The organism is Leucobacter chromiireducens (assembly GCF_051993095.1).
GTDB classification, from domain to species: domain Bacteria; phylum Actinomycetota; class Actinomycetes; order Actinomycetales; family Microbacteriaceae; genus Leucobacter; species Leucobacter chromiireducens.
In genome coordinates, this window is sequence record NZ_CP197024.1 from 2,883,254 (window position 1) to 2,907,163 (window position 23,910).

Here is a 23,910-nt window from a genome sequence, read left to right on the forward strand (position 1 = left end):
CGTGGCTAGACTCCGGCGGTCTCGCGCGCAGCAGGCTTGTGCCGCTGCACGTGCTCGTAGTAATCCACCAGGCGCAGTTTGCTCGCCGCGGCGCGGTCCACGATCACGGTGGCACGCGGGTGCAGCTGCAACGCGCTCGCGGGGCAGATGCTCGCAACGGGCCCCTCGATCATCGCGGCAACGGCGTCGGCCTTCCCCTCCCCCTGCGCGACAAGCAGCAGCTCGCGCGCGTCGTGGATGGTCCCGAGTCCCTGCGTGATGCAGTGCAGCGGCACCTCGTCGAGGCTGTCGAAGAAACGCGCGTTGTCCTCGCGGGTCTGCGGCGCGAGCGTCTTCATCCGCGTGCGTGACGCGAAGGAGGAGCAGGGCTCGTTGAAGCCGATGTGACCGTTCGCGCCAATGCCAAGCAGCTGAAGATCAACTCCGCCCGCCGCGCCGATCCGGCGCTCGTAGTCGGCGCCGGCCGCCTCGAGGTCCGCCGCGCTGCCGTCGGGCACGTTGACCCGCGCGGGATCCAGGCCGAGCGGCTCGGTCACGGTGGTGCGGATGACCTCGTGGTAGCTCTCCGGGTGGGTGAGCGGCAGGCCGACGTACTCGTCGAGTGCGAAGGCACTGACCTCGGAGCAGTCGAGTTCACCGGCTCGTACACGGGCCGCGAGCGCCTCGTAGGTTCCGACGGGCGAGGAGCCGGTCGCGACCCCGAGCACGGCGCTCGGCTTCTGGGCGATGCGCGCGGCGATGAGCTCAGCCGCCTGCTCCGCGACCGCTGCCGCGTTCTCCACGATGATGACGTCCACTCAGTTCCTCCATGCGGTTCGGGGCTGCACCGGTGCGGGCGCAGCGAGCGTCACGGCGGCGGATGTCGCTCGGCGCAGTTCACGACCAGAATACGGGTCGGTTCGGCGGACACGCACCATCGGACAAGGGCGCGTCACGCTCACTCCCCCGCACGCGAGGGCACGCCGGGCGTGAGTCGCGGCGCGAGCTCGCCACGAGAACTCACGCCGAGCTTACGCATCGCGCGCGCAAGATGGTTCTCAACGGTGCGCACGCTGAGCGACAGCCGGTCGGCGATCTCACGGTTCTGCATTGAGGCCGCAAGCATCGAGATTTCGCGTTCACGCTTCGTGAGCTGCGGCCCGTTCCGATCGGAGGCCCCGGCGTCGAGTGCTGCCGAAACGTCGGCGGCGAGGAGCGCCCGCAGTTCGCGAATGGTGTCGCTGAGCAGCTCGGCATACTGGTCGTTGCCGCCATTCGCCGCGGCGGGCCGTTTCCGCAGGATCGCCGAGAGCAACGAGAGCGATGTCGAGATCTCCGCGTCGAGAGAGAGTCGCTGCGCGAGCTTTGGCAGCTCGGGATCCTCTTCGAGCGCGCGACGCACCAGCTGCATGATGTCGGGCTTGCCGTGCGTGGAGGTGTCAGCGACTCGTTCGAGCTGTGCGAACACCTCGATCGTAGGTCGCTCAATGAAGGCGATGACCGCGTACGTCCACGCCGCGTCCGGGAGCAGCACCTCGCGGCAGTGCACGGCGATGCGCAGCAGCAGCTCCACCGCGCCGTCCGAATCGCCGTCGACGAGCAGCTCCACCGCGGTAGCGAACTCAGGGTGCATAGCTGGAAGCGGGCCGAAGATTCCCGGGTAGCGGGCGGTCTCGGCGAGGACCGAGCGCGCAAGCTCCGCCTCGCCCCGCAAGTAGTGCAGGTAGGCGGCCCAGCGCAGCTGCGCCAGGAAGTAGTCGGCGTAGGCAAGGCTCGGCGTGCCGATCGCGAATGTCGCGCTGACCGTTTCCGTCGCGAGCAAGTCGCGGAATGTTGAGGCTTGCTGCTGCGCGAGGAAGTAGGCGGAGATCGTGATGCGCCGGTAGTCCTGCGTCGCACGCGCCGCTGCGAACTCCGCGCGGAGTTCGCGCTCATACTCATCCGGCCGCTCGTTGCGCGAGCGGGTAATCGTGTTGCCGATCCCCGCGATGACGAACTGCAGCTGGTGCGCCGAGTCGAGCCGGTCGAGCGGCAGCTCCTCATGGATCCGACCCGAAATAACGCCGATGAAATGGTGGATCGCGAGCGAGAACCCGTCGCTCAGCTGCTCGGCACGCTGCCACCACGCCTCCACGTCAGGGTCCATCCCCATGCGCGAGAAGATCAGGTAGGCCTCGAACGCCTCGAACGCGAGTCGCGCAGTCGGGTTCGACTCCGCAGCCACAGCAGCGCGGAGACGGGCGCGCGCGTCCTCTCGATTCGCCTGGGTGTCCCAAAAGAGCCGGTGCATGCCCAGGCGAATCGCCATGGGGCTGCCACCCCCGCCAGCCGTGCGCTCGAACACCGCCTCGGCACTCGTGATGTAGCCCTCGGTCGTGATGAGTCGATCGAGATAGGCCACCGCGTGCTCGTTCGACGGGTCGCTCCGCCACTCCCGTGTCGCGCTCGCGAGCTCAGTGTCGCTCGCGGCCCGCTGAAAGCGAGCAATTCCCGTGCCGAGGTTGTGCGCGCGGTCAAACGTCTCGGCGCGCGCGAGCATCTCCGTCGCGCCGGCGCCCGCCCGCTCCTGCGCCTCAGTGTCGCCCAGCTCGCACAGCAGCCCGAGCGCCTCGTAGTGCAGCGGATCGATCGGCTGGTGCTGAAAGTAGTCGGTAATGAGCGACGGGCGCGGCGCGACGTGCGCAACACCCTCGGTATCCGCGAAGGTCGTGAGCAGACCGTGCTGCGCGAGCCCGATCAGGGGTTTTGAGGCGATCGTGTGGAAGCGCTCCACGATGACGCTCTCGGCAAGCGCGAGCGCGTGGAGCGCCCGGAACTCATCGCGCTCAAGGCCGAAAATGAGCTGCTCTACGCTGCTGCGCAGGTGCACATTCCAGAGCGACTCGGCGACGAGCGCCCAGCCGCTCTCCTGCCGCACGATCTTGCCCTCCCGGGCAGCGCTGCGCAGGATCGCCACCGCGATACCGGTGAGCCCCGAGGACATCGCGAGCACTCGCGAGAGCACTTCTGGTTGCGCGGGAGCGCCGAGGACGCGCTGCGCGAGCAGACTGATTTGCGCGTAGCCGAGCGGATCAAGCTCGAGACGTGCCTCGGTGCGGATCTTGTTCGTGGCGGCGCGGCCCTGCGCGTCGAGCATCACGAAGGGCGGGGCTGACAGGACCGTGGGGATGTCCCGCCGAGCCCGCGAGTGCTCGATGAGGTAGGCGGACTCCAGATCGAGGTGCTCAGCGTCGTCAACCAGAATCACGGGCCGGGCAGCGGCGTCGAGTTCTGCCGCCAGCTCGTCAGAAATATCGCTCTCACTCTGCGCCCCACGGAGGCTCACGAGGCCAGCTTCACGGAGCGCGACGTACGGCTGGTTGCGGAACGCACGCCGGCCCGTCACGCGGAACGCGGTGAAGCCACGCGCCTCCATCGCCGTGGCCACCTGCTCGAGCAGAAACGTGCGCCCGGTCTCGCGCGGGGCGACGAGGCGAACCGAGGATCCCTCAAGCAGCGATGCCTGAATTTCTCGTATTTCGCGTTCGCGCATGCGGTTCTCCCACCCCTGGTGATTCTGCCCCAGCACAACCGGAGCGTCTGCCTGCACTGTACCGCGCACCGTCACCGAGCGCAGATTTTTTCGCCGGCCCCCGTGCTAGCCTGAGCCCGCCCAACGACGGGCGTGGCGCTCACACGGGCGCCATCTTCTACAACGGATCGTCCGGCACGTGCCTGCCGGTGGAGGAAACACTATGTCTGCAATCACTTTTGACGGCGTCTCTCGGGTGTACCCGGGCGCCAGCGGCCCCTCGGTTGACGGGCTCTCGCTCGACGTCGCCGACGGCGAGTTCCTGGTTCTCGTCGGCCCCTCGGGCTGCGGGAAGTCGACCACGCTCCGCATGCTCGCTGGCCTCGAGGAGGTCGACTCGGGTCGAATTCTGCTCGGCGACCGCGACGTCACGCACATGCCACCGAAGGATCGCGACATCGCGATGGTGTTCCAGAACTACGCTCTCTACCCGCACATGACCGTCGCTGACAACATGGGCTTCGCCCTGAAGATCGCTGGTGTGAGCGCCGAGGAGCGTTCAGCGCGCGTGCTCGAAGCCGCCCGCATGCTGGATCTCGAGCCACTGCTCGGGCGGAAGCCGAAGGCGCTGTCGGGCGGCCAGCGCCAGCGCGTGGCGATGGGCCGCGCCATCGTGCGCCAGCCGCAGGCGTTTCTCATGGATGAGCCGCTCTCGAACCTCGATGCGAAGCTGCGCGTGCAGACCCGCACCCAGATCGCCGCGCTGCAACGTCGTCTCGGTGTCACGACCGTGTACGTGACGCACGACCAGACCGAGGCCCTCACGATGGGCGACCGCATCGCGGTGCTCAAGGAGGGCAAGCTGCAGCAGCTCGGCACCCCGCGCGAGCTCTACGAAACCCCGGCAAACGTGTTCGTTGCCGGATTCATCGGTTCTCCCGCGATGAATCTCCTCCCGGCCGAGCTCTCGGGCGACGCCATCCGCCTCGGCGCGCACACTGTCCCGGCGCCTGCGGCGGTGCGCGACGCGGCATCCAGCGCTGCGGTGACGCTCGGGATCCGCCCGGAAGACCTCGCGCTCGCCCCCGCAGGGGCCGACGGGATTCCCGTCGTCATCGATCTTGTGGAAGAGCTCGGCGCCGACGGCTACCTGTACGGACACCTCGAGGACCCCGCCACCGCGCATGACAGCGCAGCTCGCGTCGAGGTCGTGGCGCGCGTCAACGGCCGCGTGCATCCGCGAGCCGGGGAGCGGGTGGTGCTCACTCCGGCGCCCGAGCACCTGCACTTCTTCGACGCGGAATCGGGCGAGCGCCTCAGCTAGGCGGCGGCCGCGGCGGTCACGGTTCGGTTACGAGCACCCATTTCGTGGCCGTGGGGACTTGCGAATCTTTAGTTCGTTAGTTTTACTAACTCCATGACCGCCGCAACGCCGCGCACCCTGACCGCCAGCCCGCAGAGGCTTGGAATCCCCGCGCGCACACTCCGCCCCCGGGTGAAGGCGACGCTGGGCGACGCGAAGCGGCACAACCGCACGCTCGTCCTGCAGACCCTCCACGATACCGGTGCACAGAGCCGCGCCGATCTCGCTCGAGCCACCGGTCTCACGAAGGTCACGGTGTCGGGCCTCGTCGCCGACCTCATCACCGAGGGCCTGCTCCGCGAGCTTGGTCTCCGCGAGTCGCAGCGCCCGGGCAAGCCGGCGACGCTCGTTGACATCGCACGTGACGCGTTCGCCGTTGTCGCGCTCGATCTCAGCGACCACCGCATCATGCGCGGCGCAGTCGTCACGATCGAGGGCACCGTGCTTGCCCGCTCCGAGGTTGAGCGCGCGGAGGCCACGGGCGACGCAGCGCGCGATCTTACGGTGAAGCTCGCAACCGAACTCGTGGCCGTCGCAGAGATCCCACTCCTCGGCGTGGGCGTTGGCACCCCCGGCGTCGTTGACGACCACGGCGTCGTGCGCACCGCCCCGAACCTCGGCTGGGAGAATCTGCCGCTGCAGGAGCTCATCGCCGAGCGCACCGGCCTCCCCACCGTCGTCGCGAACGACGCGAACGTGGCCGCGCTCGCTGAGTACAGCTTCGGAGAGTCGAGCGACAACTTCATCCTCATCACGGTGGGGCACGGCGTCGGCTCCGGCATCATCGTCGACGGGCGCACCGTCGCGGGCAGCCGCTTCGCCTCCGGCGAGATCGGCCAGGTCATGGTCGGCACCGACCACGGCCTCGATGCGCCCTACGCACGCGAGCAGGTGCTCGAGCACTGGCTCTCGGTACCCTCGCTCACGGCGGCGACCGGCCCGGAGGTGCCCGAGGCAGAGCGCGACCGCGTGCTCCGCGAAGCCGGGCAGCGTCTCGGCATCGTGCTCGCGCCGGCCGTCGGTCTCTTGAACCTCGCCGAGATCGTGCTCGCGGGGCCACTTGAACTCATCGGGGGCACGCTCGCCGACGCGACCCTCGAGATCCTGCGCCGTCGCACGATGCCCGACTCGCACAGCGACCTGGTGCTCCGCACGAGCACGCAGGGCGCCGACCTCATTCTGCGCGGGGCAACCGCCACCGTTGTGAAATCCCAGCTCGGGATCAGCTAGCTCCCGAGCCACCGACCGCGCTCCGCAGGAGCGCCACACTCGCTACACGCGGCACCCCGCGTGCGGCCCACCGAAAGGAAGAACACCATGAAGAGAAAGCTCACAGGCCTCACCGCTGCGGCCGTGGCCTCGGCGCTGCTGTTCACCGGCTGCAGCCAGGGCGCGCAGGGCGGCGGAGAGTCGGGTGGCGACGGCAAGTCGATCACCCTGTGGCTGGCAGGCGGGGACACCCCCGACGAGCTGCGCGACTACCTGAAGACCGAGTTCACCGAGAAGACTGGCGCAACCCTCAAGATCGAGGAGCAGGGCTGGGGTGACCTCGTCACGAAGCTCACCACCGCGCTTCCCGATGCGAGCAACACCCCCGACGTCACGGAGATCGGCAACACGCAGTCGCCCACCTTCACAAACGTCGGCGCGTTCCTCGACATCAGCGACATGAAGGACGAGTTGGGTGGCGACGACCTCATCCCCTCCTTCGTTGAGGTCGGCGAGGTTGAGGGCAAGAACTACACGCTCCCCTACTACTTCGGCTCGCGCTACATGTTCTACCGCAAGGATGTGTGGGACGCCGCTGGCGTTGCACTCCCGAAGACCCTCGACGAGTTCAACGCTGCAGTGAAGACGATCGCAGAGAAGAACCCGAAGGGCATCGAGAAGTTCTCGGGCTTCTACCTCGGTGGCCAGGACTGGCGCGATGGCATCTCCTGGATCTTCGCGAACGGCGGCGAGATCGCCGAGCAGAAGGACGGCAAGTGGACTGCCACGCTCGACTCCCCGGAGGCACTCAAGGGCCTCGAGCAGCTGCAGGCGATCTACCGCACCGCCTCGAACGCGCCGAACGACGCGAAGGATGCGAACCAGTACCAGTACCTGAACGACTCTGATCAGGTGAAGGACGAGTCAGGCAACGTGACCGACGACCTCTCGCTCGCGGCAGCGACGATCATGGCGCCGGGTTGGGCGCACTGGTCGATCGGCGACCTGGTGAAGAACGACAAGGGTGAGCCCGCTCGCGAGTGGAACGACGACGTGTTCGGCACCTTCGTGCTGCCGGGCAACGACGGCAAGCCCGCCCCCGTCTTCGCTGGCGGCTCGAACATCGGCATCTCGGCGAAGTCGAAGGAGCCGGAACTCGCCAAGGAACTGATGCGCATCATCTACTCCGAGGAGTACCAGACGATGCTCGGCAAGAACGGTCTCGGGCCCGCGAACCAGAAGTATGCGTCGTCGCTCGGTGATGACCAGTTCGCGAAGGCGCTCATCGAGTCGGCGTCCAACTCGAAGCTGACCCCGGCCGCACCCGGCTGGGCCGCCGTCGAGGCGAAGAACGTCATGGAGGGATTCTTCTCGAAGATCCGCGACGCTGACGATCTGAAGAAGCTCGCGCAGGACACGAACGCAGAGCTCGACGCCCTGCTCAACCAGAAGTAAGCAGTTTCAGGTGTGGGGTTCGGCGCACCGCCGGACCCCACACCCCTTCTTCGAGAGGTCACGATGACTCAGAGCGCTCCGACCGCACGGAAGCGACGCCGCTTCCGGCTCACCCCCTACGCGCTGCTCCTCCCCGCGACGCTCATCGTGCTGCTCGCACTCGCCTACCCGATCGTGTGGCAGATCGTCACGTCGATGCAGCACTTCGGGCTCGCTCAGCAGTTCGGCCAGCCCCCCGAGTGGGTGTGGTTCGCGAACTACGTTGAGCTATTCACCAATCCCACCACCTGGCTCGTGGTCGCCCGCTCCATCGCGTTCTGTCTCATCGCCGCCGGATCCACCATGGTGGTCGGTGTGGGCCTCGCGCTCTTGATGCAAGCGATCCCCACATGGACACGCATCACCCTCCAGATTGCGCTTCTGCTTGCGTGGGCGACCCCGGTCGTCGCGGCAATGACGATCTGGAACTGGATCTTTGACTGGCGGCGCGGGCTCGTCAACTGGCTCCTCACCGGGCTCGGCCTCCCCATGCAGGGCCACAACTGGCTGCAGTCACCGCTCTCGTTCTTCGCGGTCGCACTCATCATTGTCGTGTGGATGAGCGTGCCGTTCGTCGCCTTCTCCGTCTACGCTGCGCTCACGCAGGTGCCCGGCGAGGTGCTTGAGGCCGCGCAGATGGACGGCGCTTCGCCCTGGCAGCGTCTGCGCTACATCATTCTTCCCGTGATCAAGCCCGTGCTCGGCATCGTGATGCTGCTCCAGATCATCTGGGATCTGCGCGTGTTCACGCAGATCAAGCTGCTGCAAGATCGCGGCTCGATCGCAAGCCAGACCGACGTGCTCGGCACGTACATCTATCAGCTCGGTGTCGGCTCGAGCGACTTCGCCATGGCGAGCGCCATGTCGATCTTCGTGCTGCTGCTCACCATTGCCCTCAGCTGGGCATACGTCCGAAACCTCGTGAAGGAGGATGCACAGCCATGAGCCGCGCAGACACTCGTTCCGTCACCGCCCCCATCGCGGTCATCCGGCAGCGCGGGCACGAACGCCCCCGCCGGCGCACCCGCATCATTCTCGGTGCGCTCGCCGTTGTGCTCGCCATCGTGTGGGCCTTCCCCGTCTACTGGATGCTCAACTCGGCGCTGCTGCCGAACGTGGTGCTCGAGCAGACGAAGCCGACGCTGCTGCCGATCGGTGGCTCGCTCAAGAACTTCGCCGCGGTCTTCGCAGACGGCAGCTTCCTCCGTGCGCTCGGCATCAGCCTCACAGTGGCCGGTATTGCCGTGGTGTGCTGCCTGCTCTTCGCTTTCCTTGCGGCACTCGCAATCAGCCGATTCCGGTTCCGTGGCCGCCGCAGCTTCGTACTCGCAGTCCTCTTTATTCAGATGCTGCCCGCGGAAGGCATGTTCATCGCGCAGTACAAGCTCATGGGCTCGCTCAACCTCCTGAACTCGGTGATCGGCGTCAGCATCATCTACATTGCCGCGGTAGTGCCGTTCACCATCTGGATGCTGCGCGGCTTCGTCGCCGGCATCCCGGTCGAGCTCGAGGAGGCCGCGATGGTCGACGGCCTGAGCCGCACGCAGGCGTTCCTCCGCATCACGTTCCCGCTCCTCGCCCCCGGTCTCGTCGCGAGTGGCGTGTACGCGTTCCTGCAGGCCTGGAACGAGTTCACCGTTGCGCTCGTCATCTTGCAGGATTCGAGCATGCAAACGCTGCCGTTGTGGCTCCGCGGCTTCATTCAGCAGTCGTCGTCTCGCGCGATCGACTGGGGCGAGGTCATGGCTGCATCCACTCTCGTCGCGGTGCCCGTGATCATCTTCTTCCTCTTCGTGCAGGGCCGGATGACGAGCGGCCTCGTCAGCGGGGCGGTCAAGGGATGAACGCGCAGCACGACACCGCCGCGCGCAAACTCCGCCTCGCGGTCCGCGCCACGCTCATGCCCGGCTTCACGGGCTTCGCCACGCCGCAGTGGGTGCTCGACCTCCTGCAGGATGGCCTGCTCTCGGTCTGCATCTACGGCCAGAACGTGTCGGACCGTGCGCAGCTCACCGAGCTCGGACAGGCGCTCCAGCGCGCGGTTCCCGGAACGCTCGTGGCAATCGATGAGGAGGGCGGCGAGGTCACTCGTCTCCACTACCGCTCGGGCGCTCCCTATCCGGGGGCCGCGATCCTGGGGCGGATCGATGACGTCGCGTACACGGAGGAGATTGGTCGTCGCGTCGCCGCAGACATCCGCTCCGCCGGCTTCGCGCTCGCGCTCGCGCCAGACGCGGATGTGAACAGCACGCCGGAAAACCCGGTAATCGGCACCCGCAGCTTTGGCGCGACGCCCGAGGGTGCGGCACGCCACACCGCGGCCTGGGTGCGCGGGCTCCAGGCTGGCGGCGCGGTCGCGTGCCCGAAACACTTCCCAGGACACGGCGACACCACGCAGGACTCGCACCTTGCGCTTCCCACCGTCAATGTCGACCTCGCGACGCTGCGCGCACGCGAACTGCCGCCGTTCCGCGCGGCCATCGAAGCGGGCGCACGCGCCATCATGACGTCCCACATCCTGCTTCCCCAGATCGATCCCGACGCACCAGCGACGCTCAGCGCCCCGATTCTGCAGGGTCTGCTCCGCGAGGAGCTCGGCTTCACCGGCGTCATCGTGTCTGACGCACTCGATATGGCGGGCGCAAGCGGCGAGATTGGGATCCCTGAGGCGGCAGTCCGCGCTCTTGCCGCGGGGTGTGACCTGCTGTGCCTCGGCACGGCAACCGAGGAGGCCGGGCTGCGCGAGATCGAAGACCATGTGCTCGACGCGATCGCCGCGGGCCGCCTGGACTCCGCCCGCGTGAACGAGGCCGCCGGCCGGGTGCGCGTGCTCCGCGAGAAGCCGCTGGCGGAGCCCGCTGTGACGGCCGCTGCCCCGGCGCCAGACACCGCGGAGATCTCGCGCGTGGCAGAGAGCTTTGCGGGGCTCGCGCACGCACGCGCGTGGCTCGCCGAGTACCCCGCAGCGCGCGTCATCCGAGTGGACGCCGAGGCGAACATGGCCATTGGTGATGCGCCGTGGGGGCCGTTCGCGAGCGGCGCAGCGGAATTGCTGCCCGCTGCGGCCGCGGCCTTCCGTGCGCGCGGCGTGCGCGCGGTGTCCGGCGCGGCTGCGGCCGATTGGCTGACGTCAGACAGCGCGGGCGAGGCGTCCTCGGGCCTCATCGTGGTGGGCCGCGACATGCACCGCTCCCCAGCGGCGCGCTCGGGTATCGTCGCGCTGCGCGCCGCGGACATCCCCGTGCTCACGGTGGATATGGGCTGGCCCGCAGATCCAGGGGTGTCACCCGGCTACGCTGATCTTGCGAGTTTCGGATCCTCCGCGCTCGCCGGAGCAGCGTTGCTGCGCATCACGGAGGGGGCCGACGCATGAGCGCCGCACTACGCATCGGCATGGACATCGGCGGCTCGAAGACCGAAGCCGTCGCCCTCGACCCCGCGGGCCGCGTCGTCGCCACGACGCGCCTGCACACCACGGGCGGCACGGAGGGGGTGCTCAGCACCGCGGTCGCTGCGATCGACGCGCTGGCCCGCAACACGAATCGCTCGGTGGGAGACTTCGCTGCCGTGGGCATCGGGATTCCGGGGCAGATCGACCGCGAGGCCGGTGTGGTGCGCCACGCCTACAACATCGGCATCGACCACCTCCCGCTCGCCGCACAGCTCGCCGAGCGGACGGGTCTCGCGATCACGCTCGACAACGATGTCACCGCGGCGGCGATTGGCGCAGCCCACCTCATGGAGCTATCTGGAACACTCGCGTACTTGAACCTCGGCACCGGGCTCTCCGCCGGCCTTGTTGTCAACGGCGTGCCGCTCCGCGGGGCGCACGGCGTCACCGGCGAGATCGGCCACCTTCCGGTCGATCCGCTCGGCCGGCCCTGCCCGTGCGGGCAGCGCGGCTGCCTCGAGACCGTGGCCAGTGGTTCAGCGCTCAAGACCTTCTGGCCGGCCGGGGGCGACCACCCAGGCCGCGTGCTGCTCGGCGCGGTCGACGCCGGCGATCCCGACGCCGCAGCCGCGTTCGAGAACCTCGTCCGCGGCGCGGCGAGCTGTGTCCGGCTCCTCGTGCTCGCGATGGATCCGCACACGGTGGTCATCGGCGGGGGGCTCCGGCTTCTCGGGCCACGACTCATCGACGGGATCCGCGCCACGCTCGATGGGTGGGCCGCGGAGTCGCCCTTCCTCGCCGAGCTCGAGCTGAGTGGCAGAGTGCAGGTACTCGCGTCAGATTCGCCCGCTGCGGCCGTCGGCGCAGCCCTCGACTGAGTGAACAGAGGTTACGGTTCGCTATGGATCCAACAACGAAGACTTGCGCGTCTCGAAGCAGCCGCTAGCCTAAGGGTATGACCGATCTCAGACTCGAAGAACTCTCTGCTGCGACCATCGTCGCTGTGAACACGCTCGGTCTGAAGCCTGGCCAGGAGCAGTTCATCACCCCCGTTTCGTACGCAGCGGCTGCGGCGGTCACCCCCGCGCACACGGCGTGGCAGCGGGTGGTGCTCGACGGCGACGAGGTCGTCGGCTTCATCCACGGCAACTTCGACCCCGATGCTCCGCAGGAGGAATTCCGTGCAGCGCTGTGGCGCATCAATGTTGACGCGGACGCGCAGGGCGCCGGCGTCGGCACCTTCGCGGTTGGCGCGCTGATCGACGAGGCACGCACTCGCGGTGTGGATCGCCTCACTGTGCTGTGGGAGCGCGGCGAGGACGGCCCCGAAGAGTTCTTCCTGCATATTGGCTTCGTTCCGGTCGGGGAGACCCCGTACGGCGAAGTCATCGGCGCAATCACTCTGTAGCCGGGAGTGACAGGCTCCCCCACCCAGAGCTCACGCGGGGTTATCGCTTCGGTCGCATCGGCCGTAGCGTTCGCTGGTGTCTACTTTGTCACCCCGATGCTCGCTCCCGCGTCCGCCGAGGCCGTGTGGGGCATCCGCATCCTCCTCACGATCCCCATGATCGCGCTCGCGCTCGTGGCGGTTCGACAGTGGCACCTCGCGTCCGACATCGTCGTTCGCGTGCGCAAGCAGCCGCTGCTCGCGCTCGCCATCATCGCGTGTGGCCTGCTGGTGTCCGCTCAGCTCTGGGTGTTCAGCTGGGCGCCCATGAACGGGCGCGGCCTGCAGGTGGCGCTCGGCTATTTCCTGCTGCCCCTTGTGCTCATCGTGGTGGGGCGGGTGCTGTACAAAGACCAGCTCAAGTGGTGGCAATGGGCCGCAGCGGGCATCGCTGCCGTAGGCGTCGGCTTCGAACTCGTGCGCGTGGGCGGGGTGTCGTGGGAAACACTGCTTGTCGCGCTCGGGTACCCCGTCTACTTCGTGCTGCGCCGCGCCATCGGCACCGCGCACCTCGGAGGGATGTTCTGGGAGTTCGTCGCCGTCTCGGTGATCGCGGCATTCTTCCTCGGTCGGGAAGTCATCATCGGTGAGGCGACCGCAGCAAACCCTGCCCTCTGGTGGGCGGCCCCGCTGTTCGCGCTCTGGACCGGTGTCGCGCTCATGCTCTACCTCACGGCGTCGCGACTCCTCACGCTCAGCCTGTTCGGGCTACTGAGCTACCTGGAGCCGGCGCTGCTCGTCGTCGCCTCGCTCCTCAACGGCGAACGTATCGGCGCGGACGAGTGGCTCACCTACGGCACCATTTGGGCAGCGGTCGGGGTGATTCTCATCGGCGGTGTCGTGACCCTCATCCGTGAACGGCGACGCCCGGATCGCGCCCTCTAAGTCCGCGCCGGGAATAGCCGGTACGCCCTGCGCGATCCCGCCCCACCGCACAGATTTTCGCGTGTATGGTTCTCGCATGAGCGAAGTGACGGCCGAAGCCTGCGAGCATGAGACCCACGGGTACATTGGCCACAAGGACGACCTGCTGAAGCGGCTGCGCCGCGCAGAGGGCCAGGTCCGTGGCGTACACCGCATGGTGGAGGAAGACGCGTACTGCATCGACATCCTGACGCAGGTGTCTGCAGCAACAAAGGCGCTCGAGCGCGTGGCGCTCGCGCTCCTCGACGATCACCTGCGGCACTGTGTCGCCTCTGCTGCGGCAGACGGCGGCGAGGTCGCGGCAGAGAAGCTCGAGGAGGCCTCGGCCGCGATCGCGCGTCTGGTCCGCTAGTCGCGGGCGCGGCGCGTCCGCTGTCGCTGCCACGCCAAGAAACGTCAAGAGGCGCCCCGGTCCCCACCGTGGCGCCTCTTGACGTGTGTGCGCCGCGCGCGCGGCCGTGAGGCACGCGCACGCGGCAACCCCCGTGTGCTTGTAACGCACTCTCCCCCGAGAGCGCTCACCGGCGCAAGCTGCATCTCGCGGCCCGGTGGTGCCTGCTCGAGGAGTGTTTCCAGACCTTCGAGCTGACTACTGATCACACTACCGACGCGAAGGCTCCAGACCGGTTCGTTGGGGCCCAATTCACCCCCCGTTTCACCCCGCTCTCGCTGCAGGCGAAAGGAACCTAGATGAGCCCGCGGCGCTCTGCCTCCAGCACCGCAGAGCTCCGCTGGGACACGCCCAGCTTTCGGTAAACGGAGCGCAGCTGCGTCTTCAACGTGTTGAGCGAGATGAACTGCGCCGCCGCGATCTCCTCACGGCTTCGCCCGCTTGCGAGAAGCGCCAGCACCTCAAGTTCGCGTTCGGTGAGGTGACGCCCCGTGCCCGAGGTTGCCCGGGCAAACGGGGAGTTGTGCTTCGGGTCCGTTTTCGGCCACTCCGGCACCAGTTGCTCCGCGAGCGCCCGCACGGCCGGCTCGAACTGCTGCGCGTCGTCCATGCTGAACGTCCCGGGGAGGCGGACCACTCGCCGCAGCACCGCCTCGCACTCAGCACGCTGGTCGAGTCGCAGGTGTGTGGCGGCGAGGAGGGCGTGCCGCAGGACCGCGATGCGCCGCAGCCCCGTCTCCATCTCCGGCATGCGGAGCAGCTGCTGCTGGGCCTTGCGCGGCTGCCCCACTTTGAGGCTCACGAGGGCCTGACCGAGCTGGGCGCGAGGCAGCTCGGGATCCGCCGTGGCAATCAATCGCTCGGCCTCGTGCGCGTTGTCGCGCGCGAGCATGTTGCCGGCCTGTAAGAGCGCCACCATGCTGCCGGGGTAGCCGACACCCGGTGTCCGCGAGAGCGACATGCCTTCGAACATGTCGAGCCGTCGCTGGGCCTCGGCCTCGTCACCCTGGGTAGTGAGAATCCGATTCGCGGTGATCGCGCCAAACGGCCACATCTCGCCCACCTGGCCGAGCGGAATCGAATCAAGGAGCGATCGGGCCACCGTGGGGTCCGGTTCCAGCAGGGCACTGGCGAGGGTCACGATCGCGTCGATGCCCGGCTCAAGCCAGCTCGTGGTGCGCGAGATCGAGACGGCCTGTGCGAGGTACCGTCGCGCAAGACTCGGGTCACCATCACAGGCTTCGATGAGCGCTGCTTTCGCGTACGCCTCTCGGAGCAGGCAGCGCAGCACCGGCGCTGGTGGGTGCATCCAGGCCTCCGTGAAGTGGCGCAGCGCCTGGGCAATATCTCCGGCGAGCATCGCCGTCGTGCCGAGCTGCACCGACAGGAAAAGATTCCAGCCACCACGGCGGTCGAACACCGCGTTGGGCTCGAGTCGGAGGGCCGCGATCTCCTCGCCGGCACGCACGGCATCGCACGTCTGCCCGCGGAGGCGGTGCTCAAACATGCGGGCGAAGGGCTCAGCCTCGGGCAGCACCTGATCACCCAGACGCGTAGCCGTGAGCGGCGTCTCAATCGGGTTTCCCATCAGGAAGGCGTACACCGCGCCGGCCACACTGCTGCGCGGCGCTCCACGTTGCATCAGCCCGCCGAGCAGGATCCGCAATCGGCTCGGCGTGGCCCCAAACCACACCTCGAGGGCGAACACGTCGAAGTACGCGAGCGCCTCTTCGACCGTCTCGCCCGCACACGCCACCTCAAACTCGCGGACCGCATCGGCGAGCTGCCGGAATCCGGGATTTTCGTGCACACCGACCCCTCACGATTGGACATTCATTCCCCATGCTCCAGCCTAGTTGCCCCAAGCTGAATGCACAGTTGAACCCCACAGCGACCGCGTAGAATGGGGGTGACACCAGGCCACACGGTAACGCGACTGGAAGGATCCCACGAATGGGAGAAACACCTCGTCCCCCCGCCCACACCGACGCCGCCGAGGAGGGCTTCGAGCTCGCGGCGCCTGGCCAGGTGGATGTCACCCCCGAGATCGATGAGATCGGGGAGCTGCTCGGCAAGGGCCGGCCAGCGAACAACAGCCCGGATGCCCCGTGGCGACAGGGCTACCCCTACGAGACGAAGATCACCCGCAAGGACTACGAGGAGCAGAAGCGTATTCTGCAGATCGAGCTCCTCAAACTGCAGGCGTGGGTGAAGGAGAGCGGAGAGCGCATCGTCATCCTCTTCGAGGGGCGCGACGCGGCGGGGAAGGGCGGCGCTATCAAGCGCTTCACCGAGCACCTGAACCCGCGTGGCGCGCGCGTGGTGGCACTCGAGATTCCCACCGAGCGCGAGCGCACCCAGTGGTACTTCCAGCGTTACGTGCAGCACCTGCCCGCCGCGGGCGAGATGGCGCTCTTCGACCGGTCCTGGTATAACCGCGCGGGCGTTGAGCGCGTGATGGGCTACTGCTCACCGCAGGAATACCTGGACTTCACGCGCGCCGCGCCAGAGTTCGAGCGCATGCTCGTCAACTCGGGCATCCACCTCATCAAGTTCTGGTTCTCCGTCGGGAAGGCCGAGCAGCACGAGCGCTTCATGTCGCGATCGCAAGACCCGGTGAAGCAGTGGAAGCTCTCCCCCACTGACCTTGCGAGCCTCGACAAGTGGGACGAGTACACAGCGGCGAAGCAGGCGATGTTCTTCTACACGGACACCCCTCAGACTCCGTGGACCGTCGTGAAGTCAAACGACAAGAAGCGCGCACGACTCGAGGCGATCCGCTGGGTACTCGCCCGCTTCGACTACCCGGGCAAAGACCATGCCGTAGTGGGCACTCCCGACCCGCAGCTCATCGGGCCGCCAGCCACGGTGTACGACGACGGTGAGACGCCGAACGGCGCCTTCCCGGTCGTACCTTCCTGATCCCCCGCTGAGACCACCGCTGCGGGGTGGCTGGTTCCTCTTGCGCGGTCGAGCCGGGCGGGAGACGATGAGAGTATGACCATCGACACCAGCACCCCGCAGACCGTGTCCGAATTGCCAGCGCACTCCGCGGGCCCCGAGGAGATCGCGTTTGCGCTCTTCGCGGTGTTTCGGCTCAGTTCGTCGCACCCCGTGGTGCTCGACGGCCGCGATGTGCCCGCGATCGTGCAGGAACTCGAGGACGTCACTTCCTCACTCGCCGAGGAAGGTGTGATTGTACGCGGCTGGTACGACGTCAGTGGACTGCGCTCGGACGCAGACCTGATGGTGCGCCTGCACGGCGCTGAGATCGAGGATCTGCAGTGGGCACTTCGCCAGCTGCGACGCTGTGCCCTGCTACGCCCGCTCATTCGCGCCTGGAGCGCGATTGGCGCGGAGTACCGAATCGACCCGGCAGAAGACGAGGCGCTCGGGTCCACGGGCTTCGATGCGCCCGCCGACTGGCTCGCCTGCGCAACGGCGGAGATCCCAGACGAGTCGCGCCTCGCACGGCTCGTCGATGACGAAGCGACGCTGCGACTCTACGAGGCGACCGGCCTCTCAGAGGCCGATTGGATCGTCACCGCGGAGGCCGACGACCCGCTCAACGTCATTCGACTTGTGCGCCAGCTGAGCGAGAGCACCGCGGCGATCGCTGCGGTGCAGCCCCGCTACACCGGCCGCAGCATCGAGCCCGCAGAAATCGTCGAAGTCCTGCAGTAAACGCGCCGCGAGCCGCAGGGTCAGGGCAGGGGCGTCGACCGTGCGGCCGACACGGCTCGCTGCCTGGCACAGAGCCGGCGGATGAGCGCGGCGATCCCGATCCCAATCCACGCTCCCACAGAGTTCGCAATCACGTCCGAGACCGTTGCGAAGCGCGCCGGGAGAAACCACAGCTGTGTGAGCTCAATTGCGATCGAGCACAGAGGAAGTAGCACGGCCGCGAGCCAGACCCTGCGGGCCGGGAGCAGCAGCCCCAGCGCGAGGCCCAGCGGCGCAAACATCGCGACATTCGCGAGAACCTCAAGCTGTGCATACCCAAACCATGCGGGCACGCCGAGGCCGTGCAGCGCGTCGAGCAGCTCTGCGATTCGACCCCGGCTGCCCTGATCGACCGGGTGTGGCCACATCGTGATCACAGCCACCGTCCCGCAGAGCAACACGAGACCGAGCACAAGCCAAAAGCGGCGTCGGTTTCGCACCGACGCCGCTTCGCGAGGCGTATCCCCCACCAGGTTTAGAGGCCTGAGTACGCGTGCAGGCCCTTGAAGAACACGTTGACGATCGCGAAGTTGAAGATGACCGCGGTGTAGGCGATGATCGACAGCCACGCAGAGCGCGTGCCACGCCAGCCGCGCGTCGCACGGGCGTGAATAAAGCCGGCGTAGAGCACCCAGATCACGAAGGTCCAGACTTCCTTCGTGTCCCAACCCCAGTAGCGGCTCCAGGCAGCTTCGGCCCAGATCGACCCGGCGATAAGCGTGAAGGTCCAGAACACGAAGCCGATGATCGCCAGGCGGTACGACAGGTCCTCCAGGCGCACCGCGCCGGGGATGCTCCGCAGGAAGTTCATCGTGGGCTGCTCGCCCGCAGCGATCTTCGAGTCCCGTCGCGCCTGCAGCAGCTGCAGCACCGAAAGGCCGAAGGACAGCGTGAGGAATGCGACTGCGAGTACCGCCACGAGGATGTGGATGACCAGCCAGTACGAATCAAGGGCCGGCTGCAGCGGGACGATCGAGACGTAGAAGTTGACCTTCGTGATGCCCAGGAAGAGGACTGTGAGGCCGGTGACCAGAGTGCCCAGGAACCGCAGGTCGACAAAGAACTGCACGAGCAAGAAGATCAGCATGATTGCGCAGGTCGCAGTGAGCGCGAACTCGTACATGTTGGCCCACGGCACTCGCTCAGCACCGATGCCGCGGAGAATGGTCGCGCCGAGGTGCAGGATGAACCCGAGGACCGTCAACGAGAAGCCGATTCGCAGCGAGCGCGAGCGCGGCTGTTTCACCTCGGCCTTCACCGGAGCGGCCGCACGCGTCATCGTTGCAACACCGCCGCTCGCCCCTGCGGCAGCTTGCACCGGGGTAGCCTCACGATCCGCAACCGATGCATCACCGCTTCGGTTGGCAAGGTCGACCGCGTAGAAGACAAACGCGATCGCGTACACGATCATCGCCGAATAAAGGGCGATCGTTGAGAAGGTTTCCAGCTCGCTCAGCACAGTTTCTCAGCGTACCGCCGCACGCCGCGAGATGCCTGGGAACTCACATCAGATCTACGTGCTAGAAGCGGGCACACACAGCTCTGCGCGCTACTTGGTTACTTCGATGTCAATCTGGATTGGCGCTTCGCCGCTCTGTTCGTTGGTGAGCGTGACGCGTGTCGTCCCCGGCGAAAGCGCGGTGACGCCGGGGTTGAACACCGCGCTGTCATCTCGATACCCCGCGGTGAATGCAGCAACGTCTGGATCTGAGACCGCGCCGCGGTAGCTCGCGACAGATTCGATCGACACGTCGATGTTCAGCACCTGACCGACCTGGAGCTTGATGAGGTGACCCTCGAGCTCGTTGAGACCAAGCGTGAGCGGCGCAACGATGTCACCGCCGATTGCTTCAGCATTTTCGCTGGTCCGCGCGGCGCCCTCGTCGATTCGTCCTCCCACGTTCCCGCTGCAGCCAACGATCCCCAAGAGAAGCGTTCCTGCAGCAATTGCCGAGCACGTCCGAGTCAGGTTTCGCATGCCTCCAGTCTGACACCCGGCTCCCAGGAGTGCACGCACAAAACGGGGCGTGGATTCTCGTGAATCCACGCCCCGTTTTGCTGATCAGGGCACTGAACTCAGCGCAAGCTCTGATCGCAGCTTCTCCTGGGGAGTGCCGCACAGACCCCGGCCAGCTGGGGGGGGGTGAGGGCCGGCCGGGGCTTGCAGGCAGGAGAAGCCGCCAGGGATCTCGCTATCCCTGACGCGTGTCCTGACGTCGGCGCGCGATCAGCACACCACCGACGATCAGGAGAGCGAGTCCCGCGGTCCAGAGCGGGGCCTGGTCTGCGGCACCGGTGACGGCAAGGCCGTCCTTCGGCTGGGCAGGCTTCGGCTGCTCGGGGTTCGGGTTCTCGGGCTTGGGCTCCGGCTTGGGCTCGGGCTTCGGCTCAGGATCAGGGCCGACGGGGAGACATTCGACCTCGTCCAGCACAACCTCAAGCGATGCGGTGCCGTCCTCGTTGAGAGTCCAACCCTCAGCCTCTGTCAGCTTCGCGCCCGTGTCCGCAGTCGCAACCACAGTCACGGTCTTGCCCGCAACGATCTCGCCCACGATCTCGTAGGAGACACCCTCGGTCGTCGCAACCGTCACGACTGGAGCCGACACGTTGCCCGACTCAACATCACACACTGCCTGCGTGACCTCAGGAGCCACCGGAGCAACCGGCGTCAACGGCTTCTCGCAGGGCACATCCTCGAGCACGACCTCAAACGACGCAGTGCCATTCTCGTTGAGCGTCCAGCCTTCAGCCGCGGTCAGCGTGTTCCCACCGGCAGGAGTCGCGACCACGGTCACGGTCTTGCCCGCAGCGATCTCGCCCACGATCTCGTAAGAAACACCCTCGGTCGTCGCAACCGTCACGAGCGGCTTGGAAACCTCACCGGTCTCAACGCCACACACGGCCTGTGCAACCTCGGGGGCTACCGGAGCGACCGCGACCAGCGGGGTCTCACACGGCACATCCGCGAGCACGACCTCGAACGACGCAGTGCCATCCTCGTTCAGCACCCAACCCTCGGCAGCGATGAGCTTGTTGCCCGATGTGGCGGATGCAATCACGGTCACCGTGTTGCCAGCGCGGATTGCACCATCAGTGCGGTACTCCACGCCCTCGGTCTTGGCGAGTGTGATGCGGGGTTCGGTCGCAATGCCCGAGTCGACGTCGCACACTGCCTGCGTGATCTCAGGAGCAACCGGAGCAACCGGGGTCAACGGCTTCTCGCAGTCAACCTTGTCCAGCTTCACCTCGAACGATGCGGTGCCGTCCTCATTGAGAGCCCAACCCTCGGCCGCAGTCAGCTTCGCACCCGTGTCCGCGGTCGCAACCACGGTCACGGTCTTGCCCGCAGCGACCTCGCCCACGATCTCGTAAGAAACACCCTCGGTCGTCGCAACCGTCACGAGCGGCTTGGAAACCTCACCCGTGGTGGCGTCGCACACTGCCTGCGTAACCTCGGGAACCACCGGAGCAACCGGAGTCAACGGCTCCTCGCAAGGCACGTCCTCAAGAACAACCTTCATCGAAGCAGTGCCATCCTCATTGAGAGTCCAACCCTTGGCCGCCTCAAGCTTTGCGCCACCAGTCCCCGTCGCAACAACGGTCACCGTCTTCCCTGCGGCAATCTCGCCAACCACCTTGTAGGTGATTCCTGCCGTCTCCGCCAGAGCAATGATCGGATCCGTCACCTTGCCGGTCGTCGCCTCACAGAGAGCCTGCGTCACCGTGGGAGTGACCGGAGCGACCTTCACCGATGGAGTTACCGGAGGCTCACAGGTGATGTCCGGGTCCCCGATGAACGGGAAGTTGTGGAACTCACTGCCGCCATAATTCTGCGTCAAGTCACCTGCAACCCAGTAGCGACCATTTGCACCCGCCACTGCGACGACAGTCTTCGACCCTGCCGTCGGGACGATGACCGAACCGGGCACCTGAGCAGTTCCCTTGATGCTTACATCGGTTGCGTCGGGGAACGTCCACATCATGCGAGCGGCACGCTGGCCGAACGACTTCGAGGACATCGCAAGCGTCGCTCCGTTGACCGCCACGCCCTGGAGCGGCAACGTCGCCGTCGGTCCGCCCGTGATGTTCACCACGACAATGTCGGTTTCAGCGATTCCAACAAGGTTCAGCGTCAAGTTGCTCTTCGCGCTGATGACCTTTGCATCAATCGTGAACAGATGCCGAGTCGCGCCAGCCTGGCCCTTCAGTGTGACCTGGTCGCCTTCAAACTCAACAGTGCCCTCGGTACCAACCGAGTTGCGTTGAGCAACTTCCTTCAGCCACGCAAAATCGTTGTCCGCCCAGGCAGAAACCCCGTCGCCGAGCGCCTTCTGAGCGCCAACTCCAGACCGGACTTCGCCGCCGTCAATGACCTGCACGTGCTGCTTGTTCGAAAGGGTGCCGCCGACCACCATGTTGCCGGGTGCGGGAAGTCCGCCACCCTTGCCCCACTCGCCAGCGGTGATCGTTGCGATCTCAAGCTTGGGCCCCGCGATCGTCGCGTTGCCCCCAACCATGACAATGTCACTCCCAATCGTGGGAAGCAGGCCGGAGCCACCTCCTGCGGAGCCAAGGTTGTACAGCCCCGAACCAAAGTCCGCGTCTCCACGAACTGCGAGGCGCCCTTCAAGCTCGGCGCCCGCGGCGCGAGTGAACTTGCCACCCACGTATACAGAAATACCGTCATCCACGGGCTGGGGCTTGTGGTCCCCCTGGGGGCCAACAACGCCCACGCCACTGGTGGGCATACATACTGCGGCCGATGTTTTCGGCGCAGACGGCTGAGGCGCGGCTTGCGCTGACGCGGCCGGGAGGGTGATCCCGCTCGCCACGACGAGCGCGCCAAGCGCCGCCGTCAGTGTCTTGCGAATTGACAAAGTGGTGTCCTCATCAGTTTCGGTGGATAGAAACTGCGCCGGACGTCACGACAAGCCTGAAAAACGGCGCGCCAAATACAGCCCTTGGGCACCGGTGTGTGGCCGTCCCCCGACGGCCAATTTCCCCCTGTGTGCACCCCCGACACATTTAGTTCATCTTGCGAACTAATCCCACCATAGGCTCTTTTCGCTACGCCCGTAGATTTTTAATAGGCAATTCACCCCGCACTTCACCCCAAAAACACAGCTTCCGATTCGCGCCTCCCCCGAACGAGCGATACACGATACGCAGCTTCCGCTCGATACGATGAAAAGTAAGCCCAAACGGGCGTCGGAGAGGACACCCCCGCATGACTGACGCAGAGCTCTCCACGCTCCTCATCCCGCTCGCAGCCGTCATCGCCCCGCTATTGGCAGCTCTCGTGGCGCGCGTGCTCGTGGTCCCACTTGTGGTCTTCGAGATTGGTCTCGGCATGTTGCTCGGTCCGTCCGGACTCGGCTGGGTCTCTGATTCGCCGATACTCGATGCCCTCTCGCAGATCGGGCTCGCCGCACTCTTCTTTATGGCAGGCAACGAGATCAACCCGAGTTCGCTTCGTGGCACAGCCGGACGGAGCGCCCTCGGCTGGTGGGGACTCTCCGCGGTGCTCGCGCTGGGCGCCGGCTTCGCGCTCGGGCCGTCACCCGAAGCCGCGGTACTCATCGCTGTCGCGCTCACCGGCACCGCGCTCGGCACACTCATGCCTATCCTGCGCGATGCAGGACTCTCACGCACACCTCTGGGCAAGGCCATCATTCGAACCGGCACCGTCGGCGAGTTTGCTCCACTTGTCGCTGTCTCTGTATTTCTCAGCGGCCGCCAGCCACTCGCGGGAACGATTGTGCTGCTCGGCTTCGCACTCATCGCGGTACTCGCGTTCTGGCTTGCGCAGCGCGGCCCGCACGATTGGCTTCGCCGCATGGTGTCACTCACGCTGCACACGAGCGGGCAATTCGCCGTACGCTTCGTGCTGCTCATCCTCGCGGCACTCGTCGTGCTCGCACTCGCACTCGGGGTCGACTTCCTGCTGGGCGCATTCACCGCTGGCATGCTTGCGCGCGCAGTGCTCCAGGGCGGTGACCCCGAAGAACTCCGTGTCATCGAGGCGAAGCTCGACTCCGTCGCGTTCGGGTTCCTCGTGCCCGTGTTCTTTATCGCGACCGGAGTAACTTTCCCGCTCGCGTCACTCATTGCAGACCCTGCCGCACTCGCGCTCGTGCCCGTCTTCGCGCTCGCGATGCTCCTCGTGCGGGGAATCCCAGGATGGCTCGGCGCAGGATGGGACGCTCCAACCAGTGACCGACGAACTGCAGCCCTCTGCACAGCGACCACCTTGCCCCTCGTGATTGCGGTGACCGGGATCGGCACCACCCACGGGGTCCTCGAGGAATCGCTCGCTGCGGCGATGGTGGGGGCCGCGATGCTCACCGTGCTGCTGTTTCCGATGCTCGCGCTGCTCGGCCGACAGAAGGAACGCACGGTCCAGACAGCGCACTGACGCGCCGCTCCGCTATTCTTGGACATCATCCATGTTTTTGAAAGCGCAGCGTTGCGCACACGT

20 protein-coding genes are annotated in these 23,910 nt (G+C 66.6%); 13 read left to right on the forward strand and 7 right to left on the reverse strand.

What is annotated here, in order from left to right; all coding sequences use genetic code 11:
• Positions 1–5: 5 nt before the first annotated feature.
• Both nagB and ACR81A_RS13030 read right to left on the reverse strand, forming a co-directional pair.
• Entirely contained in the window at positions 6–797 is a 792-nt protein-coding gene (nagB, locus tag ACR81A_RS13025; protein ID WP_202380721.1) for a glucosamine-6-phosphate deaminase, read from the reverse strand.
• Between the two features lie 140 nt (positions 798–937).
• Positions 938–3,511: a helix-turn-helix transcriptional regulator gene (locus ACR81A_RS13030; protein ID WP_440312042.1), complete on the reverse strand. Its 2,574-nt coding sequence runs from the start codon at positions 3,509–3,511 to the stop codon at positions 938–940.
• A gap of 202 nt (positions 3,512–3,713) precedes the next feature.
• On the opposite strand from ACR81A_RS13030, the gene ACR81A_RS13035 reads away from it, so the two are divergent.
• The 10 genes from ACR81A_RS13035 (at position 3,714) to ACR81A_RS13080 (ending at position 13,670) form a co-directional block, all read left to right on the forward strand.
• Complete coding sequence (locus ACR81A_RS13035; RefSeq protein ID WP_202380719.1) at positions 3,714–4,814, forward strand: ABC transporter ATP-binding protein; 1,101 nt, start codon at positions 3,714–3,716, stop codon at positions 4,812–4,814.
• A gap of 93 nt (positions 4,815–4,907) precedes the next feature.
• Positions 4,908–6,083: an ROK family transcriptional regulator gene (locus ACR81A_RS13040; protein ID WP_440312043.1), complete on the forward strand. Its 1,176-nt coding sequence runs from the start codon at positions 4,908–4,910 to the stop codon at positions 6,081–6,083.
• Between the two features lie 87 nt (positions 6,084–6,170).
• Positions 6,171–7,517, forward strand: coding sequence for an extracellular solute-binding protein (locus ACR81A_RS13045; RefSeq protein WP_202380717.1), 1,347 nt, complete (start codon positions 6,171–6,173; stop codon positions 7,515–7,517).
• Positions 7,518–7,580: 63 nt separating this feature from the next.
• The gene (locus tag ACR81A_RS13050; RefSeq protein ID WP_202380716.1) at positions 7,581–8,501 is read left to right on the forward strand and encodes a carbohydrate ABC transporter permease; all 921 of its coding nucleotides are present in this window, start codon (positions 7,581–7,583) and stop codon (positions 8,499–8,501) included.
• Positions 8,498–9,400 (forward strand): carbohydrate ABC transporter permease, encoded by a 903-nt coding sequence (locus ACR81A_RS13055; protein ID WP_202380715.1) that lies wholly within the window; start codon positions 8,498–8,500, stop codon positions 9,398–9,400. Before ACR81A_RS13050 ends, ACR81A_RS13055 begins: the two co-directional genes overlap by 4 nt.
• The gene (locus tag ACR81A_RS13060) at positions 9,397–10,929 is read left to right on the forward strand and encodes a glycoside hydrolase family 3 protein (RefSeq protein ID WP_440312044.1); all 1,533 of its coding nucleotides are present in this window, start codon (positions 9,397–9,399) and stop codon (positions 10,927–10,929) included. The genes ACR81A_RS13055 and ACR81A_RS13060 overlap by 4 nt, the downstream gene beginning before the upstream one ends.
• The gene (locus ACR81A_RS13065; protein WP_440312045.1) at positions 10,926–11,825 is read left to right on the forward strand and encodes an ROK family protein; all 900 of its coding nucleotides are present in this window, start codon (positions 10,926–10,928) and stop codon (positions 11,823–11,825) included. The genes ACR81A_RS13060 and ACR81A_RS13065 overlap by 4 nt, the downstream gene beginning before the upstream one ends.
• A 77-nt stretch (positions 11,826–11,902) precedes the next feature.
• A complete protein-coding gene (locus ACR81A_RS13070) occupies positions 11,903–12,355 on the forward strand; it encodes a GNAT family N-acetyltransferase (protein WP_202380713.1) in 453 nt (150 codons plus the stop codon).
• Positions 12,356–12,361: 6 nt separating this feature from the next.
• The gene (gene rarD, locus ACR81A_RS13075; RefSeq protein ID WP_202380712.1) at positions 12,362–13,279 is read left to right on the forward strand and encodes an EamA family transporter RarD; all 918 of its coding nucleotides are present in this window, start codon (positions 12,362–12,364) and stop codon (positions 13,277–13,279) included.
• 76 nt (positions 13,280–13,355) lie between these two features.
• A complete protein-coding gene (locus tag ACR81A_RS13080; RefSeq protein ID WP_237462174.1) occupies positions 13,356–13,670 on the forward strand; it encodes a metal-sensitive transcriptional regulator in 315 nt (104 codons plus the stop codon).
• 334 nt (positions 13,671–14,004) lie between these two features.
• Here the strand turns inward: ACR81A_RS13080 and ACR81A_RS13085 are convergent, their stop codons facing one another.
• Complete coding sequence (locus ACR81A_RS13085; protein ID WP_440312046.1) at positions 14,005–15,519, reverse strand: LuxR C-terminal-related transcriptional regulator; 1,515 nt, start codon at positions 15,517–15,519, stop codon at positions 14,005–14,007.
• Between the two features lie 143 nt (positions 15,520–15,662).
• Between ACR81A_RS13085 and ppk2 the strand changes: the two genes are divergently transcribed.
• Together ppk2 and ACR81A_RS13095 are read left to right on the forward strand one after the other, a co-directional pair.
• The gene (gene ppk2, locus ACR81A_RS13090) at positions 15,663–16,631 is read left to right on the forward strand and encodes a polyphosphate kinase 2 (protein WP_440312047.1); all 969 of its coding nucleotides are present in this window, start codon (positions 15,663–15,665) and stop codon (positions 16,629–16,631) included.
• A gap of 75 nt (positions 16,632–16,706) precedes the next feature.
• Positions 16,707–17,393 (forward strand): chlorite dismutase family protein, encoded by a 687-nt coding sequence (locus tag ACR81A_RS13095; protein WP_202380709.1) that lies wholly within the window; start codon positions 16,707–16,709, stop codon positions 17,391–17,393.
• Between the two features lie 20 nt (positions 17,394–17,413).
• On the opposite strand, the gene ACR81A_RS13100 is transcribed toward ACR81A_RS13095, so the two are convergent.
• The 4 genes from ACR81A_RS13100 to ACR81A_RS13115 form a co-directional block, all read right to left on the reverse strand.
• Positions 17,414–17,815: a VanZ family protein gene (locus tag ACR81A_RS13100; RefSeq protein WP_440312048.1), complete on the reverse strand. Its 402-nt coding sequence runs from the start codon at positions 17,813–17,815 to the stop codon at positions 17,414–17,416.
• Positions 17,816–17,907: 92 nt separating this feature from the next.
• Entirely contained in the window at positions 17,908–18,891 is a 984-nt protein-coding gene (gene ccsB / locus ACR81A_RS13105; protein ID WP_440312049.1) for a c-type cytochrome biogenesis protein CcsB, read from the reverse strand.
• A gap of 90 nt (positions 18,892–18,981) precedes the next feature.
• A complete protein-coding gene (locus ACR81A_RS13110) occupies positions 18,982–19,410 on the reverse strand; it encodes a hypothetical protein (protein ID WP_440312050.1) in 429 nt (142 codons plus the stop codon).
• A 214-nt stretch (positions 19,411–19,624) separates the two neighbouring features.
• Complete coding sequence (locus ACR81A_RS13115) at positions 19,625–22,309, reverse strand: choice-of-anchor A family protein (protein WP_440312051.1); 2,685 nt, start codon at positions 22,307–22,309, stop codon at positions 19,625–19,627.
• A 350-nt stretch (positions 22,310–22,659) separates the two neighbouring features.
• Here ACR81A_RS13115 and ACR81A_RS13120 point away from each other — a divergent pair, with 350 nt between their 5' ends.
• Entirely contained in the window at positions 22,660–23,847 is a 1,188-nt protein-coding gene (locus tag ACR81A_RS13120; RefSeq protein WP_440312052.1) for a cation:proton antiporter, read from the forward strand.
• The last annotated feature ends 63 nt before the right edge of the window (positions 23,848–23,910 follow it).